The organism is Streptomyces sp. SM11 (assembly GCF_002910905.1).
GTDB lineage: Bacteria > Actinomycetota > Actinomycetes > Streptomycetales > Streptomycetaceae > Streptomyces.
This window is the reverse complement of the sequence record NZ_NEUE01000277.1, coordinates 21,388-36,710: the sequence shown is the minus strand read 5'-3', so window position 1 is coordinate 36,710 and position 15,323 is coordinate 21,388. Positions and strand designations below refer to the sequence as shown.

Annotated in this window: 16 protein-coding genes; 3 read left to right on the top strand and 13 right to left on the bottom strand. The window is 71.2% G+C overall.

The window, feature by feature from the left end; translation table 11 throughout:
- Nucleotides 1–105: 105 nt before the first annotated feature.
- From B9S58_RS38275 to B9S58_RS30210, 5 genes are all read right to left on the bottom strand, one after another.
- Nucleotides 106–264, bottom strand: a complete 159-nt coding sequence (locus B9S58_RS38275; protein ID WP_181009511.1) for a hypothetical protein — start codon at nucleotides 262–264, stop codon at nucleotides 106–108.
- 66 nt (nucleotides 265–330) lie between these two features.
- Nucleotides 331–1,281 carry a cytochrome c oxidase assembly protein gene (locus B9S58_RS30225; protein WP_103535128.1) on the bottom strand — a complete coding sequence of 317 codons (951 nt, stop codon included), beginning with the start codon at nucleotides 1,279–1,281 and terminating at the stop codon, nucleotides 331–333.
- Between the two features lie 122 nt (nucleotides 1,282–1,403).
- A complete protein-coding gene (locus tag B9S58_RS30220; protein ID WP_103535127.1) occupies nucleotides 1,404–2,429 on the bottom strand; it encodes a 6-phosphofructokinase in 1,026 nt (341 codons plus the stop codon).
- 174 nt (nucleotides 2,430–2,603) lie between these two features.
- Nucleotides 2,604–3,332, bottom strand: coding sequence for a type 1 glutamine amidotransferase (locus B9S58_RS30215; protein ID WP_103535126.1), 729 nt, complete (start codon nucleotides 3,330–3,332; stop codon nucleotides 2,604–2,606).
- Between the two features lie 34 nt (nucleotides 3,333–3,366).
- Nucleotides 3,367–4,605, bottom strand: coding sequence for a MurT ligase domain-containing protein (locus tag B9S58_RS30210; protein ID WP_103535125.1), 1,239 nt, complete (start codon nucleotides 4,603–4,605; stop codon nucleotides 3,367–3,369).
- A 114-nt stretch (nucleotides 4,606–4,719) separates the two neighbouring features.
- On the opposite strand from B9S58_RS30210, the gene def reads away from it, so the two are divergent.
- Entirely contained in the window at nucleotides 4,720–5,265 is a 546-nt protein-coding gene (def, locus tag B9S58_RS30205; protein WP_103535124.1) for a peptide deformylase, read from the top strand.
- 48 nt (nucleotides 5,266–5,313) lie between these two features.
- Here def and B9S58_RS30200 read toward each other — a convergent pair whose 3' ends face one another.
- Nucleotides 5,314–5,976 (bottom strand): TetR family transcriptional regulator, encoded by a 663-nt coding sequence (locus B9S58_RS30200; protein WP_103535123.1) that lies wholly within the window; start codon nucleotides 5,974–5,976, stop codon nucleotides 5,314–5,316.
- Between the two features lie 184 nt (nucleotides 5,977–6,160).
- On the opposite strand from B9S58_RS30200, the gene B9S58_RS30195 reads away from it, so the two are divergent.
- Nucleotides 6,161–7,426: an acyl-CoA dehydrogenase family protein gene (locus B9S58_RS30195; RefSeq protein ID WP_103535122.1), complete on the top strand. Its 1,266-nt coding sequence runs from the start codon at nucleotides 6,161–6,163 to the stop codon at nucleotides 7,424–7,426.
- 58 nt (nucleotides 7,427–7,484) lie between these two features.
- Here the strand turns inward: B9S58_RS30195 and B9S58_RS30190 are convergent, their stop codons facing one another.
- The 5 genes from B9S58_RS30190 to B9S58_RS30170 all read right to left on the bottom strand — a co-directional run bounded on the left by B9S58_RS30190 (nucleotide 7,485) and on the right by B9S58_RS30170 (nucleotide 11,403).
- Nucleotides 7,485–7,973: a glutathione peroxidase gene (locus B9S58_RS30190; protein WP_103535182.1), complete on the bottom strand. Its 489-nt coding sequence runs from the start codon at nucleotides 7,971–7,973 to the stop codon at nucleotides 7,485–7,487.
- Nucleotides 7,974–8,023: 50 nt separating this feature from the next.
- A complete protein-coding gene (locus B9S58_RS30185; RefSeq protein ID WP_103535121.1) occupies nucleotides 8,024–8,548 on the bottom strand; it encodes a GNAT family N-acetyltransferase in 525 nt (174 codons plus the stop codon).
- A 57-nt stretch (nucleotides 8,549–8,605) separates the two neighbouring features.
- A complete protein-coding gene (locus tag B9S58_RS30180) occupies nucleotides 8,606–9,943 on the bottom strand; it encodes a chloride channel protein (RefSeq protein ID WP_103535120.1) in 1,338 nt (445 codons plus the stop codon).
- Between the two features lie 140 nt (nucleotides 9,944–10,083).
- Nucleotides 10,084–10,335: a DUF2252 family protein gene (locus B9S58_RS40340; RefSeq protein WP_374935720.1), complete on the bottom strand. Its 252-nt coding sequence runs from the start codon at nucleotides 10,333–10,335 to the stop codon at nucleotides 10,084–10,086.
- A gap of 102 nt (nucleotides 10,336–10,437) precedes the next feature.
- Nucleotides 10,438–11,403: a DUF389 domain-containing protein gene (locus B9S58_RS30170; RefSeq protein WP_103535119.1), complete on the bottom strand. Its 966-nt coding sequence runs from the start codon at nucleotides 11,401–11,403 to the stop codon at nucleotides 10,438–10,440.
- 227 nt (nucleotides 11,404–11,630) lie between these two features.
- Here B9S58_RS30170 and B9S58_RS30165 point away from each other — a divergent pair, with 227 nt between their 5' ends.
- Nucleotides 11,631–11,885, top strand: a complete 255-nt coding sequence (locus B9S58_RS30165; RefSeq protein WP_181009510.1) for a DUF6011 domain-containing protein — start codon at nucleotides 11,631–11,633, stop codon at nucleotides 11,883–11,885.
- 12 nt (nucleotides 11,886–11,897) lie between these two features.
- Here the strand turns inward: B9S58_RS30165 and B9S58_RS30160 are convergent, their stop codons facing one another.
- Both B9S58_RS30160 and B9S58_RS30155 read right to left on the bottom strand, forming a co-directional pair.
- The gene (locus B9S58_RS30160) at nucleotides 11,898–12,770 is read right to left on the bottom strand and encodes an acyl-CoA thioesterase II (RefSeq protein WP_103535118.1); all 873 of its coding nucleotides are present in this window, start codon (nucleotides 12,768–12,770) and stop codon (nucleotides 11,898–11,900) included.
- Nucleotides 12,771–12,804: 34 nt separating this feature from the next.
- A complete protein-coding gene (locus tag B9S58_RS30155) occupies nucleotides 12,805–15,318 on the bottom strand; it encodes an RNA helicase (RefSeq protein ID WP_103535117.1) in 2,514 nt (837 codons plus the stop codon).
- Between the last annotated feature and the right edge of the window lie 5 nt (nucleotides 15,319–15,323).

Here is a 15,323-nt window from a genome sequence, read left to right as displayed (position 1 = left end):
CGTAGCGAACCGGTCTCCCGGCTCGTACCCGTCTCCGGGCCCGTCAGGCGTGGTCACACCCGCCCCACGACGGTCAGGTGTCCTCGTGTTCACCCGCCGCGACGGTCAGGTGTCCTGCGTGGCCAGCATGCCGAGGGTGCAGAGACCCAGCACCACCCAGCCGAACCAGAGCCAGCCGCTGCTTCCCAGCGCCACTGTGTACGCGGTCACCGTGACCAGCGCCCCGACGGTCATGTATCCCATGGTCTTCGTCGATCCGGACATGCGCGCACGCTCCTCGTCGGCCGCGCGGCCGTTGTCCCCATGGTCACCCCGGACGCGCCCTCCGCGCTACTGCCCGCGCGCCTGCAAAGACGCGAGATAGGCGTTGTACGCCGCCAGCTCCTTGTCACCGTCGCGGTCCGCCGCCCGGTCCGATCGCCGGGCGGTGCGCTGCTCGGAGCGGTACCACTGGAAGACCAGCGCGATCAACACCAGCACGGAGGGGATCTCGCTGAACGCCCACGCGATGCCGCCCGCCCAGTTCTGGTCGCTCAGGGCATCGATACCCAGCGAGGCGGGCGGGTTCCGGTACGTCTCCACCATCGGCGTCGACGCCATCATCAGCGCGATCCCGAAGAACGCGTGGAACGGCATCCCGGCGAACAGCTCCAGCATCCGCATCAGATAGCCGGGCCGGTGCGGACCCGGGTCCACGCCCATGATCGGCCAGAAGAAGACCAGGCCGACCGCGAGGAAGTGCACCATCATCCCGATGTGACCCGGCTTGGAGCCCATCAGGAAGTCGAAGATCGGCGTGAAGTACAGCGCGTACAGGCTCGCGATGAACAGCGGGATCGTGAACACCGGATGCGTGATGATCTTCATGTACCGGCTGTGCAGCAGCTTCAGCAGCAGTTCGCGCGGCCCGGTCCGCCCCCGGCCGGCTGGCGGCAGCGCGCGCAGCGCCAGCGTCACCGGGGCGCCCAGCAGCAGCAGGATCGGCGACAGCATGCTGATCACCATGTGCTGCACCATGTGCACGCTGAACATGACCATGCCGTAGTCGTTGAGCTTGGTGCACATCACCAGGGCGATGCTCAGCACGCCCATGGTGAAGAACACGATCCGGTTCACCGGCCAGCCGTCCCCGCGCCGACGCAGCCGCACCACGCCGTACCCGTACAGGGCGAGCGCCAGGACGCAGCCGGTCAGGAAGAACGGGTCGACGGAGAGCTCCAGCCCCCGCTCCAGCGTGAACGGCGGCAGATCCATGTTCATGCCGTGCCCGCTGTGATCCATCTGTTCACTCCCGATGGGGACACGTCCCCGTTTCGTGCCGGTTGTCCGGTACAGCGTAGAACTGCCCCCGGCCGCGGTCGCGGCCGGGGGCAGTTCTGGACGACGTGTCCTGACGAGGTGTTCTAGAGCACGCACTCCGCTTCGGCGTACCGCTCGGCCGGGACCGTCTTCAGCGTCTCGACCGCTTTCCCCAGCGGGACCATCACGATGTCGGTGCCGCGCAGCGCGGTCAGCATCCCGAACTCGCTCCGGTGCGCCGCCTCCACCGCGTGCCAGCCGAACCGGGTCGCCAGGACCCGGTCGTACGCGGTCGGGGTGCCGCCGCGCTGGACGTGGCCGAGGATGACCGGGCGGGCCTCCTTGCCGAGCCGCTGCTCCAGCTCCCCGGAGAGCTGTGTGGCCACCCCGGCGAACCGCTCGTGGCCGTAGATGTCCTTGACGCCCTGCTCGAACTGCATGGAGCCCTCACGCGGCTTGGCGCCCTCGGCGACCACCACGATGGCGAACTTCTTGCCGGCCGAGAAACGCTTGCCGACCAGCTCGGTCAGCTCGTCGATGTCGAAGGGGCGCTCGGGCACCACGATGGCGTGGGCGCCGGCGGCCATGCCGGAGTGCAGGGCGATCCAGCCGGTGTGCCGGCCCATGACCTCGACGATCAGCACCCGCTGGTGCGATTCGGCGGTCGTCTTCAGCCGGTCCAGCGCCTCGGTGGCGACGCCGACGGCGGTGTCGAAGCCGAAGGTGACGTCGGTGGAGGCGATGTCGTTGTCGATGGTCTTGGGAACGCCGACGATCGGGAGACCGGCCTCGGACAGGAGGTTCGCGGCCTTGAGGGTGCCCTCGCCGCCGATCGGGATGATGGCGTCGAGGCCGAGGTCCGCGACATGGCCGCGGGCGCGCTCCACACCGTCGCGCAGATGCGCGGGCTGGACGCGGGAGGAACCGAGGATCGTGCCGCCGCGGGCCAGGATGCCGCCCACCGCGTCAAGGTCGAGCTTGCGGTAGTCGCACTCCAGCAGGCCCTTCCAGCCGTCGTGGAAGCCGATGACCTCGTCGCCGTGGTCCACCACCGCGCGGTGCACGATGGAACGGATGACGGCGTTGAGGCCGGGGCAGTCGCCGCCGGAGGTGAGTACGCCAATGCGCATGGCCCGGGAACCTTTGCAACGTGGGTCGACGACCGGACCACGTCGTCCGGTTGGATCCCCGCCACCCTACCGGCGCAGGGTGGCGGGACCGAACCGGCCGTCCGCCTGCTGGACTCCGCTCAGGCGAGCGGAAAACGGCTCAGGCGGACACTGCTCAAGCGAGCGGAAAGTGCCTCAGGCGGGCTGTGTCGCCGAGGCGATCCGCTCGGAACGCAGCGCGTCGTACCAGCGGTCGTCGGTCGGCGGCAGCGCGTTCACGTCGAGGGCCAGCTTGAGCAGCAGGTCGGCGATCTGCGGATTGCGGGCCAGCACCGGACCGTGCATGTACGTCCCGAAGACCGTGTCGTTGTACGCGCCCTCCGTGCCGTCCCCGGTGCCGTTGCCCCGGCCGAACTGCACCCGCGCGAACGGCCGTGCCGTCGGGCCGAGATGGGTGACGCCCTGGTGGTTCTCGAACCCGGTCAGTTGCGGCAGCGCGAGCTGCGGGTCGATGTCCCCCAGTACGTCACCGACGCACCGCGCACCCTCGCCCCGGGTGGAGACCACGTCGAGCAGACCGAGACCGCCCTCGCGCTCGCCGAGGTCGTTGACGAACTCGTGCCCGAGGATCTGGTAGCCCGCGCAGACCGAGAAGATGATCGCGCCGTTGGACGCGGCCCGGCTCAGCCCGCCGTCGCGACGCAGCCGCTCGGCCGCCAGGCGCTGCGGCCGGTCCTCACCGCCGCCGATCAGATAGATGTCGCCGGACGTCGGCACCGGCTGGTCGCTGCGCACGTCGACGCGCTGCACGTCCAGACCGCGCTGCCGGGCCCGCCGCTCCACGACCAGGGCATTGCCCTGGTCGCCGTAGGTGCTGAGCAGGTCGGGGTAGACCCAGACCAGACGCAGACCGTTGTTGCTCATGCTTCGTCCTCTCCGGAGGTGGCCGGGGGCGGGGTCAGTTGCCGACACGACGGCGCAGATCCTGGAAGGCGGTGTAGTTGGCGATGACCTCGATGCGGCCGGGCGGGGCGTACTGCACGGCCTCGTCGAGCGTCTCGCAGACCCGGAATTCGAGACCGGCCACTTCGAGGCGGACCGCGAGGTCCAGCTTCCGGTCGCCGAGCACGAAGATCGGGTGGCCCGCCAGCTGGGTGTAGTCCACGTCCCACAGCCAGGAGGTGTCCGTGCCGTCCGCGCCGCGGGCGTTCACCGAGAGGATCACCGGCGTCGGCGGCGGGTCGATCAGCGAGAACGTCTCCAGCCAGCCGGCCGGGTTCTTCGCCAGCAGCAGGCGCAGCTCACGGTTCTGGAAGGTGACGACGTCGTAGCGTCCGGCCACCGCCTGCACCTGGTACATCCGCTCCAGCGCGACCTGCGGCGGCACGCCGAAGACGGCGGCGACGGCAGCGGAGCTGGTGGCGTTCGCCTTGTTCGCGCGGCCCGGCAGCTGGAGGTGGATGGGCCAGGCCGAACCGTGCGGGTCCAGGACGTAGTCGCCGTTGAGCGCCCAGCTCGGGGCGGGGCGGCGGAAGCCGCACTGCCCGCAGAACCAGTCGTCGCCCGGACGCTGCATCACACCGCCGCAGGACGGGCAGGACCAGGCGTCGTCCTTCCACGCCTGACCGGCCGCCACCCACACCACATTGGCCGAGGAGGAGGCCGCCCAGACGACCAGCGGGTCGTCGGCGTTGGCGATGATCACGGCCTTCGAGCCGGAGAGGCCCTCGCGCCAGTGCTCGGCCATCATCCGGGTCTCGGCCGCGCGGTCCAGCTGGTCGCGGGAGAGGTTGAGCAGCGCGATGGCCTTGGGTGTGGTGTCCCGGGCCACCCCCGCCAGATACTTCTCGTCGACCTCGATCACGCCGAACTTCGCGTCCGAGCCGCCGGCCAGCGCCGAGGTGATGCCCGCGGGCATGTTCGCGCCGAGCGCGTTCGACACGACGGGCCCGGCGGCCCGCAGTGCCTCGGCGATCAGCCGTGTGGTGGTCGTCTTGCCGTTCGTCGCCGACACGAGGATCACGTCCAGGTGCTGCGCCAGCCGCCCCAGCAGGTCGGGGTCGAGCTTGAGCGCCACCCGGCCGCCGATCACCGATCCGCTGCCCCGCCCCGCGGCGCGTGACACCGCCGCCGCGGCCTTGCCCGCCGTCACGGCCAGTTTGGCCCGCGGCGACAACGGCTCCGTGTTGCCTGCCATCGTCCTAGATCCTCCTTGCATCGGTCCGCGCCCAGCCTATCGATGTCCGGCGTGGCGACCGCACCGCGGCACCACGGGAACTCCCCGGCCCCGGCGGAACGTACGCTTGCCGCCATGCGAAACCGCCCGATCCCCGGCAGTTCCGGACTCGTCCGTGAGATGAGTCTGCTCGGTGACCCGTTGCTCCACCGCGCCTGCGAGGACGTCACGGATTTCGGCCCGTCGCTCGCGAGGCTGGTCGAGGACATGTTCGCCACGATGTACGCCGCACAGGGTGTCGGGCTCGCCGCCAACCAGATCGGCGTCCCGCTCAAGGTGTTCGTCTACGACTGCCCGGACGACGACGATGTCCGCCATCTGGGACACGTGGTCAATCCCGAACTGGTCGAGGCGGACGGACTCACCGTACGCGGACCGGAGGGCTGTCTGTCACTTCCCGGCCTGGAAGCGGGCACGGAACGCTTCGACCACGCCGTCGTCGAGGGACTGACGTTGACCGGCGAGCCGGTCCGGATCGCCGGGACGGGGTGGTTCGCCCGGTGCCTCCAGCACGAGTGCGACCACCTGGAGGGCACGGTCTACACCGACCGGCTGACCGGGCTGCGGCGTACCCGGGCACTGCGCGCGGCGCGGCGCGCACCCTGGGCGCGCAAGGGCTGAGCCTGCCGCGGCCCGGCTCCCGGAACCCCGGACCGGCATCCGGAGCGTTCAGAACCCCGGTCCGCCCTGGAGGTCGCCCGCATCCTCGAGCCTGCCCCACAGCAGATCGGCGAGGCTGCTCACCAGCCGTTCACGGGAGCAGGGCCGGTCGGCGAGCCACCAGTCGCCCGCCGCGTGCATCATGCCGACGATCCCGTGCCCCCAGATGCGGGCCATCTGCTCGCTGTCCGGGCCCAGGTCCACGCGCTCGACGATCACCTGGCCCAGCTCCTCGCCGAGGCGGCGCAGCAGCGGGGCGGAGTGCCGGCCGACGTCGAAGCCCTGCTCGGGGGAGGGGGCGGTGTCGGCGGCCGCTCCGTCGGCGGGATGCATCAGGAAGCGGTAGACCTGGGGGCGGGCCTCGATCGCGGCGAGATAGGTGTCGAGCGTGGACTCCACCCGCTCGCGCCGGTCGGCGGGCGCGTCCAGAGCGGCCCGCAGGGCGCTGAGCAGCGCGTCGGTGTGGCGCTTGGCGAGGGCGCGGTAGAGGCCGCCCTTGTCCCCGAAATGGCGGTAGAGGATGGGTTTGGTGATCCCGGCCTCGGCCGCGATGGCGTTCATCGAGGCCCGCGGTCCGTCCCTGAGTACCACCCGGTCCGCCGCTTCCAGCAACTCGCGGCGACGGCGCTCGGCCGCGGTCCGCTGTCGCTCGGCGCTTCGTGCGGTCTCCATGTCGTCTCTCCCACCCCTGGCCAGGCGATGCCGTCGCATCGCTTCTGCACGCCCGCGCAACGTAACACTCCACGGGGAGGCCGCTTGATCGGCTCCGGGGCGGTTGACAGTGGCTACTTGCCAGTAACAGACTGTTGTTACCGCAAGTAACGCACGGTTTCCGCCGCAGTGCCTGGAGGAGAACATGGCCGAGTTCACGCTCGATCTCAACGACGACCAGAAGCAGGTCAGGGATTGGCTCCACGGCTTCGCGGTGGATGTCATCCGCCCCGCCGCCGCAGAGTGGGACGAGCGTGAGGAAACGCCCTGGCCCGTCATCCAGGAAGCGGCCAAGGTCGGCATCTACTCGCTCGACTTCTACGCCCAGCAGTTCTTCGACCCTACGGGGCTCGGCATCCCCATGGCCATGGAAGAGCTCTTCTGGGGCGACGCGGGCATCGGCCTGTCGATCGTCGGTACGGGCCTGGCGGCCGTCGGCGTCCTCGCCAACGGCACCGAGGAGCAGATCGGCACCTGGATCCCGCAGATGTACGGCGACGCCGACGACGTGAAGGTCGCCGCCTTCTGCTCCTCCGAGCCCGACGCCGGATCCGACGTCGCCTCGATGCGCACCCGGGCCGTCTACGACGAGGCCAAGGACGAGTGGGTCCTCAACGGCACCAAGACCTGGGCGACCAACGGCGGCATAGCCAACGTCCACGTGGTCGTCGCCGTCGTCGACCCCGACATCGGCTCCAAGGGCCACGCCTCCTTCATCCTGCCGCCGAACACGCCCGGCCTCTCCCAGGGCCAGAAGTTCAAGAAGCACGGCATCCGCGCCTCCCACACCGCCGAGGTGGTCCTGGAGGACGCCCGCGTCCCCGGACACTGCCTGCTCGGCGGCAAGGAGAAGCTCGACGAGCGCCTCGCCCGCGCCCACGAGCGCGCCAAGTCCGGTGGCGAACGGAGTGAGGTGGGGGTCCCCCCGGCCGGAGGCCGGGGGAGGGTCAAGAACGCGGCGATGGCCACTTTCGAGGCCTCCCGCCCGGCCGTCGGCGCGATGGCCGTGGGCACCGCCCGCGCCGCCTACGAGGTCGCCCTCGACTACGCGAAGACCCGCAGCCAGTTCGGCCGCCCGATCATCGACAACCAGGGGATCGCCTTCCAGCTCGCCGACATGCGCACCCGCATCGACGCGGCGCGGCTGCTGGTCTGGCGCGCCTCCTGGATGGCCACCACCGGAAAGCCGTTCACCTCGGCCGAGGGCTCCATGTCGAAGCTGTACGCGAGCGAGACCGCCAGGGACGTCACCGCGCAGGCCATCCAGATCCTCGGCGGCAACGGCTTCACCCGCGAGTACCCGGTCGAGCGCATGCACCGCGACGCGGCCATCTACACCATCTTCGAGGGCACCAGCGAGATCCAGCGCCTGGTGATCGCCCGCACGCTCTCGGGCATGCCGATCCGCTGACGGCGACAGGAGGGGGGCGGTCCGGGACACGTGTCCCGGACCGCCCCCCTCCCCGTACTCAGGCCGGCAGCTGCGCCTCGATCGCCGCCACGACCTCCGTGGCCTCGGGCTCCGAGCGCGGCCGGATCCGGGCCACCGGCTCACCGGCCGGCGAGATGAGGAACTTCTCGAAGTTCCACTGGACGTCCCCGGCCTCCCCGTCCGCGTCCGCCAGCTTCGTCAGCTCCACGTACAGCGGGTGCCGGTCCGCGCCGTTCACGTCGATCTTCTGCAGCAGCGGGAAGGTGACTCCGTACGTGGTCGAGCAGAAGGTCTGGATCTCCTCCGCGCTGCCCGGCTCCTGCCCGGCGAACTGGTTGCACGGGACGCCGAGCACGGTCAGGCCCCGGTCCCCGTAGTTCTGCTGCAGCCGCTCCAGGCCCTCGTACTGCGGGGTGAGCCCGCACTTGGAGGCCACGTTCACCAGCAGGACGGCCCGGCCGCTGTACGCGCCCAGCGTGGTCGGCTCGCCCGTGAGGGTGCGCAGCGGAATGTCGTGCAGCGTCATGAAGCTCTCCCTGATCATTGCGTGGTGGTGCACATTGTGCCGCCCGCCGCTCATGGAGCGGCGAGCTCCTTGTAGTAGAAGGTCGTCGGCTTGAGGATGCCCGCCGGATCCGCCGCGTATCCCGGCACGCTCCCGACCTTCGTCCACCCCGCCCCGCGGTAGACCTGCTCGGCCAGGCTGCCGCTCTCGGTGTCCAGGATCAGCAGCGTGATGCCCTCGGTCGCCGCGTACGCCTCGACGGCGGCCAGCAGCGCCCCGCCGAGCCCCTGGCCGCGGGCGGAGGGACGGACCATCAGCTTGGCGACCTCCGCGCGGTGCCGGGCGTTCGGCAGCGGAGCGCGGACCAGGGCGATCGTTCCGGAGACCCGCCCGCCCTCCCGCGCGATCCAGATCCCGATGGTCCCCGCCTCCACGGCGGCGGCCCGCTCCCGCCACCAGATGGCGGCCGCCTCCCGGTCCAGCGGGGCCAGGAAACCCACCGAGGACCCCTCGTCGACGGTCTCGACCAGGAGGCCGGCCAGGTCGTCGGCGTAGGTGACCAGCTCGGGGGCGGACACGTGGACGATCTCGGTCATGGGGAGGGTCCTTTCACGAAACAGGAGCAGGAGCCGGGAGGAAACCCACGGAGACGATCACACCTCCTTCGGCCCCGCCCTGTCCACCGGCGCCGGCGTCAGCCGGAGCGTGACCACGTACGCCACCACCACCGCCACGATCACCAGGGGCATCACGGTGAGCCCGTCCCTGCCCAGCAGGAGCGTCGCCAGGAGCACCGACGTCATCGGCAGCCGCAGCATCGCCACGCACATGGCTCCGATACCCATCGCGAACCCCGCGGTGAGATGCAGCCCCGGCAGATGGGACAGCGCGATGCCGCCCACCGCGCCCACGAACATCGCGGGGAAGACGGGACCGCCCCGGAAACAGCTCAACGAGGCACAGTAGGCGAGCGACTTGCAGACGATGAGCAGCACCAGCGCGCCGACCGAGTACTCCGCGCTCCCGGACAGGAGATGGCCCAGCTCGTGTTCGCCCGAGTACAGCACCTCGGACGCGTCCTTGCCCGACGTCTCGGCGTACACCAGCGCGAGAGCGCCGACGACCAGCCCCATCGCCGCCGTGGCCACCACCGTCCGCCGCTCCACGCGTTCCTGCAGAGCCAGCGACAGCCGGCGGATGCCCGCACCGGCGAAGGCCGCCGCGACACCGAGAACCAGCGCCCACCCGAACCCGGCGAGGCCGGGGGCCGCCGCCGGCGGAACCTCGCCCAACGTCAGGGAGTAGGTGCCCAGACCCGTCCAGGAACCCAGCCCCGTGAAGATCAGCGCGCCGATCCCCGCGGAGAGCAGCCCGGGCACCAGGACCACGCCCAGCATCGGCCCGGCCAGCCCCGACACCTCCATCAGCAGGAACGCGCCCAGCAGCGGTGATCCCAGCAGGGCGCTCACCGCGGCGAAACTTCCCGAGGCCCCGACCAGGGCCCGCCCGTCCGGCGCCAGGTCCCGCCTGACGCGGCCCGCAGCCCAGACGGCCAGCCCGCCGCCCAGCGCGATCAGGGGCGCCTCCGGGCCGAGCACGGCACCCACGCCCAGGGAGACCAGCGCCGCGAGAACGATGCCCGGCAGGTCCGCCGGGGCCGGTGCTCCGGTGGACACCAGCCCCTCCGCAGGCCGGTGCCCGCCCCCGCCCGGCAGTCGGCGGACGGTGAGTCCGACCAGGAGACCGGCGGCGCCGAGCAGCGGGACTGGCCACCACGACGGCGTCTCCTCGAAGCCCATCGCCCTCGGCAGCTCCGTGTACGTCAGTGACTGGAGCTCCGAGACCAGGGCGAGGAAGCCGAACGCGACCGCGGAGACGGGCACTCCGAGGAGCGCCGCCATCACCAGCAGCCCCGTGTACCCGCGCGTGCGGACCGGCGCGTACGGGTCCTGCGGTGCGGTGACGGGTGTGCCCGAAGGTGTGGCCGGCATGATCTCGACTCCTCGGCGTGACGACCCCGGGAAGGGGAGGTGTCCCCGGGGAGGTGTCCCCACGGGTTCACGCCGGAATACCACGCACCGGCGGACCCGGCGCCTCCCCGCCGCCGGGACACGCCCTGCGGTGCGGAAGGTCAGCCGCCCGGCCCCGGAGGGCCGTTCGCGGCGCCGCCCGCGTGACCGGCCCAGCCGTCCGCCGGCGGACGGCCCGACGCCACCCGCTCGCCGTCCCTGTCGAGCAGCAGGATGATCCAGCACCGGGTGCCGGCACCGCCCACACCGACGGCCTTCCGGGCCACGTCCACCAGCGCGAAGTCCTCCGGTGGACCGCGCCAGCCGGACGGCAGGCTTTCGGCGTGACCCGCGATGATGAGGCCGGCCGCCATCAGCGCGGCCGCGCCCCGATGGAAGCGGAAGGGGACTCGGCCATCCGGCCGTAGCGGATCGGGACCCGCTCGGGAACCCGCTCCGCGGACTGCGGGAGTGCGTCAGGCCCCTTCGGCGAGCCGGCGGTCACGGTCGCGCCGGAGGCCGACCTGCTGCCAGATCGCCCGCTGGGCCTTGAGCGAGGCGGTGCCCACCACGATCAGCACCAGGATGTTCACCACGAGCTGGATGGCCGAGCCCCGCACATCGGACCAGCTGGTGAACGCGGTGGAGACGGCGATGTCCGCGGCGGCCGGGATCGTCGTCACGGAGATGAACACCCCGAGCAGGGCGCTCGTCCTGGCCTCGGTGAGCGACACGATCCCGACGATCCCGGCCAGGGTGGCGACGGCGACCGAGAAGAAGCCCGGCGTGTTGATGAGGTGGGAGACGGGGCGCAGACCCCGGTCGAAGGCCTCCGACTGCAGCCCGAAACCGCGGATGAGGAGGGCGAAGAGAAAGGTGACGACCACGGTGAGGAGAAGACCCGCGCCCAGAGCGGCCAGTCCGCCGCGCACCATGGCAGGGTGGCGCCGGTCGAACCCCAGCGCCACGCTGACGATGGCGCCGTACTCCGGCCCGACGACCATCGCCGCCACGATCAGGATCTGCGAGTTGGTGACGATGCCGACCGAACCGATCAGGCCGGCGACGACCAGGTAGAGGTAGAAGCTCGGCGGGTACCGCCCCCCGGACCTGATGCGTGCCTCGACCTGCTCCCAGACCGGCGCCCGGCTCAACGGACCGAGCTCGCGCCGCCCCCCTTCGGTGGCCCTGCCGGAGAACGCCATGTCGACCGGCTCGATGACGAGGGAGCCCCGCTGGTCGAGCTGGACGGCGCGCAGGCGGTGCAGCACGTCGTTCGCCGCCCCCGTCAGCACGTCGCACGCGATGGAGTCGCCGTCCGGATTGCGCGCGGCGTCGCGCTGGACGATGAGATTGAGTACGCAGGGGTCGCCCGACAGCCGGCCGACGACCTCGTCGGTCAGGTCCGGCGGGCTCACCGCGCGGATGTGGATCATGTCCATCCCGGCACCTCCGCGGCTCCCTGCTCGGTCGGACGGAGCTCCGCCCGGCGGCCCGGGGGACCACTCCAGTAACGCGGCCCCGGCTCCGTTCGGCAAACCGGACGCCCGGCCCCGGGCCCGGCAGGGCACCGCGCCCTGGACGAGGCGCTCGACCGGGAACGGGACCGCGGCACCTGAGACCGGCCGCCCCGAGGGCAGCCACGGAGCCGAGCTGGGAGGATCGAGGGGTGGATACTCCCGATGCCTCTCCCCAACCGCTGCCCGGGGCCGACGGAGCCCCCGCCCGGGACGCGGCGGCCGACAGCGGGCAGCCTCAAGGCCGCCGCCTCGTCCGCTGCCGCCTCTGCGGCCGGCCCCTCACCGGGACCGACTCGCGCCGGGCCGGTCTCGGTCCGTCCTGCGACGCCAAGCTGCACCCCGCGCCGCCGGACATCCGCACCCGCCGCCACGAGGTGGAGCAGGACCCGCTGCCCGGCACCTGAGCCGGAACGTCCCTACTGCTCCAGCCGCCGGAACAGCCCCTCCTGCACCACCGACACCAGCAGTTGCCCCGCCCGGTCGTAGATCCGGCCCCGCGCCAGGCCCCGGCCGCCCGTGGCGATCGGCGACTCCTGGTCGTACAGGAACCACTCGTCCGCCCGGAACGGCCGGTGGAACCACATGGCGTGGTCCAGCGAGGCCATGTCGAAGCCGCGCGGGCCCCACAGCGGCTCCACCGGGATGCGGACCGCGTCCAGCAGCGTCATGTCGCTCGCGTACGTCAGCGCGCAGGTGTGCACCAGCGGGTCGTCGCCCAGCGGGCCCACCGCCCGCATCCACACCGCGCTCCGCGGATCCGCGTCCTTGATCTCGTCGTGCGTCCAGCGCAGCCGGTCGACGTAACGGATGTCGAAGGGCTGCCGCCGGGCCATCCGCTCCAGCGCCTCCGGCAGCGCGCCCAGGTGCTCGCGCACCTCCTCGGCGACCGTCGGCAGCTCCTCCGGGTCCGGGACGATCCGGGCCGGCGGCAACTGGTGCTCGAAGCCCGCCTCCTCGGGGCGGTGGAAGGACGCCGTCAGGTTGAAGATCGTCCGGCCCTCCTGGACGGCAGTCACCCGGCGGGTGGTGAAGGACCGGCCGTCCCGCACCCGCTCCACCTGATAGACGATCGGTACCCCGGGACGCCCCGGCCGCAGGAAGTAGGCGTGCAGCGAATGCACCGGCCGCTCCCCGTCGGTCGTCCGGCCCGCCGCCACCAGCGCCTGGCCCGCGACCTGCCCGCCGAAGACCCGTTGCAGGGACTCCTCGGGGCTGCGGCCGCGGAAGATGTTGACCTCGATCCGCTCCAGGTCGAGCAGGTCGACCAGGCGCTCCGCCGGATTCGTCATGCCGCACCTCTCCACTTCCGCGTCGGCGGCCGGTTCACAGCTGGCCGACCTCGGTGACCCGGACGATCGCCCGGCCCTCCTCGTCGGACGCCGCGAGATCGACCTCGGCCTTGATGCCCCAGTCGTGATCGCCCGCCGGGTCGGCGAACGCCTGCCAGACCCGCCACAGTCCGTGCGCCGGATCCTCCTCGATCTTCAGCAGCTTCGGACCGCGCGCGTCGGGACCGGTGCCGATCTCCTCGTGCGCGTCCCAGTACGCGTCCATCGCCTCGCCCCAGGCGTCCTCGTCCCACCCGGCGTCGCCGTCCAGCTCGCCCAGGTCCCGGACCCGGTCCAGCGCGGCCAGCTCCACCCGGCGGAACATCGCGTTGCGCACCAGCACCCGGAAGGCGCGGGGGTTGGCCGTGACCGGCTTGACCTCGTCCGCCCGCTCCTGGGCCTGCTCGGCGGTCTCCACCTCGGGGTTGGCCAGCTGCTCCCACTCGTCCAGCAGACTGGAGTCCACCTGGCGCACCATCTCGCCGAGCCAGGAGATCAGGTCCTGGAGGTCCTCCGACTTCACGTCGTCCGGGATCGTGTGCTCCAGCGCCTTGTACGCGTTCGCCAGATACCGCAGCACGATGCCCTCGGTCCGGGCCAGCTCGTAGTGCGAGGTGAACTCCGTGAAGGTCATGGCCCGTTCGAACATGTCCCGGATCACCGACTTCGGCGACACCGGGTGGTCGTTCACCCACGGGTGGCTCGTGCGGTACACGTCGTACGCGTGCCACAGCAGCTCGCTCAGCGGCTTCGGGTACGTGACGTCCTGGAGCCGCTCCATCCGCTCCTCGTACTCGACCCCGTCCGCCTTCATCTGCCCGACGGCCTCGCCGCGCGCCTTGTTCTGCTGGGCGGCCAGGATCTGCCGGGGATCGTCCAGCGTCGACTCGACGACCGAGACCATGTCCAGCGCGTACGAAGGGGATTCGGCGTCCAGCAGGTCGAACGCGGCCAGCGCGAACGTGGAGAGCGGCTGGTTCAGCGCGAAGTCCTGCTGGAGGTCGACCGTCAGCCGCACGATCCGGCCCTCGGCGTCCGGCGTCTCCAACCGCTCCACCACCCCGCCGTCCAGCAGCGAGCGGTAGATGGCGATGGCCCGCCGGATGTGCCGCAGCTGCGCCCGGCGCGGCTCGTGGTTGTCCTCCAGCAGATGCCGCATCGCCTCGAAGGCGTTGCCGGGGCGGGCGATGACCGCGAGCAGCATCGTGTGCGTGACCCGGAAGCGGGAGTTCAGCGGCTCGGGCTCGGAGGTGATCAGCTTGTCGAAGGTGGTCTCCGACCAGGCGACGAAGCCCTCCGGGGCCTTCTTGCGGACGACCTTGCGCTTCTTCTTCGGGTCGTCGCCCGCCTTCTTGACGGCCTTCTCGTTCTCGATGACATGCTCGGGTGCCTGCGCCACGACGAAGCCGGCCGTGTCGAACCCGGCCCGCCCGGCCCGGCCCGCGATCTGGTGGAACTCCCGCGCGCGCAGGGTCCGTACCCGGGTGCCGTCGTACTTGGTGAGCGCCGTGAACAGCACCGTACGGATGGGTACGTTGACGCCGACGCCGAGCGTGTCCGTACCGCAGATCACCTTCAGCAGACCCGCCTGGGCCAGCTTCTCCACCAGGCGGCGGTACTTGGGCAGCATCCCCGCGTGGTGCACCCCGATGCCGTGGCGTACATAACGGGAGAGGTTCTGGCCGAACTTGGTGGTGAAACGGAAGGCGCCGATCAGGTCGGCGATCTTCTCCTTCTCCTCCTTCGTGCACATGTTGATGCTCATCAGGGACTGCGCCCGCTCGACGGCCGCCGCCTGTGTGAAGTGCACGATGTAGACGGGCGACTGCCGGGTGTCCAGCAGCTCGGTGAGCGTCTCGGTGATCGGCGTGAAGCGGTACTCGTAGCTCAGCGGCACCGGACGGGTCGCGGAGCGCACCACGGAGGTCGGGCGGCCGGTACGCCGGGTCAGGTCCTTCTCGAACATCGCGACGTCGCCGAGCGTCGCCGACATCAGCACGAACTGGGCCTGCGGCAGCTCCAGCAGCGGGATCTGCCACGCCCAGCCCCGGTCCGGCTCGGCGTAGAAGTGGAACTCGTCCATCACGACCTGGCCGATGTCGGCGTACTTGCCGTCGCGCAGCGCGATGGAGGCCAGCACCTCGGCCGTACAGCAGATCACCGGGGCGTCCGCGTTGACCGAGGCGTCGCCGGTGAGCATGCCGACGTTCTCGGTGCCGAAGAGCTTGCACAGGTCGAAGAACTTCTCCGACACCAGCGCCTTGATCGGCGCCGTGTAGAAGGTGACCTTGTCCTGCGCCAGCGCCGTGAAGTGCGCGGCGGCCGCCACCAGGCTCTTTCCCGAGCCGGTCGGGGTGGAAAGGATCACGTTCGCCCCGGAGACCACCTCGATCAGCGCCTCCTCCTGAGCCGGATAAAGGGTGATGCCCTGGGTCTCGGTCCATGACGAGAAGGCCTCGAAGAGGGCGTCCGGGTCGGGGGTCTTAGGCAGCTGGTCGATGAGGGTCACGCCCC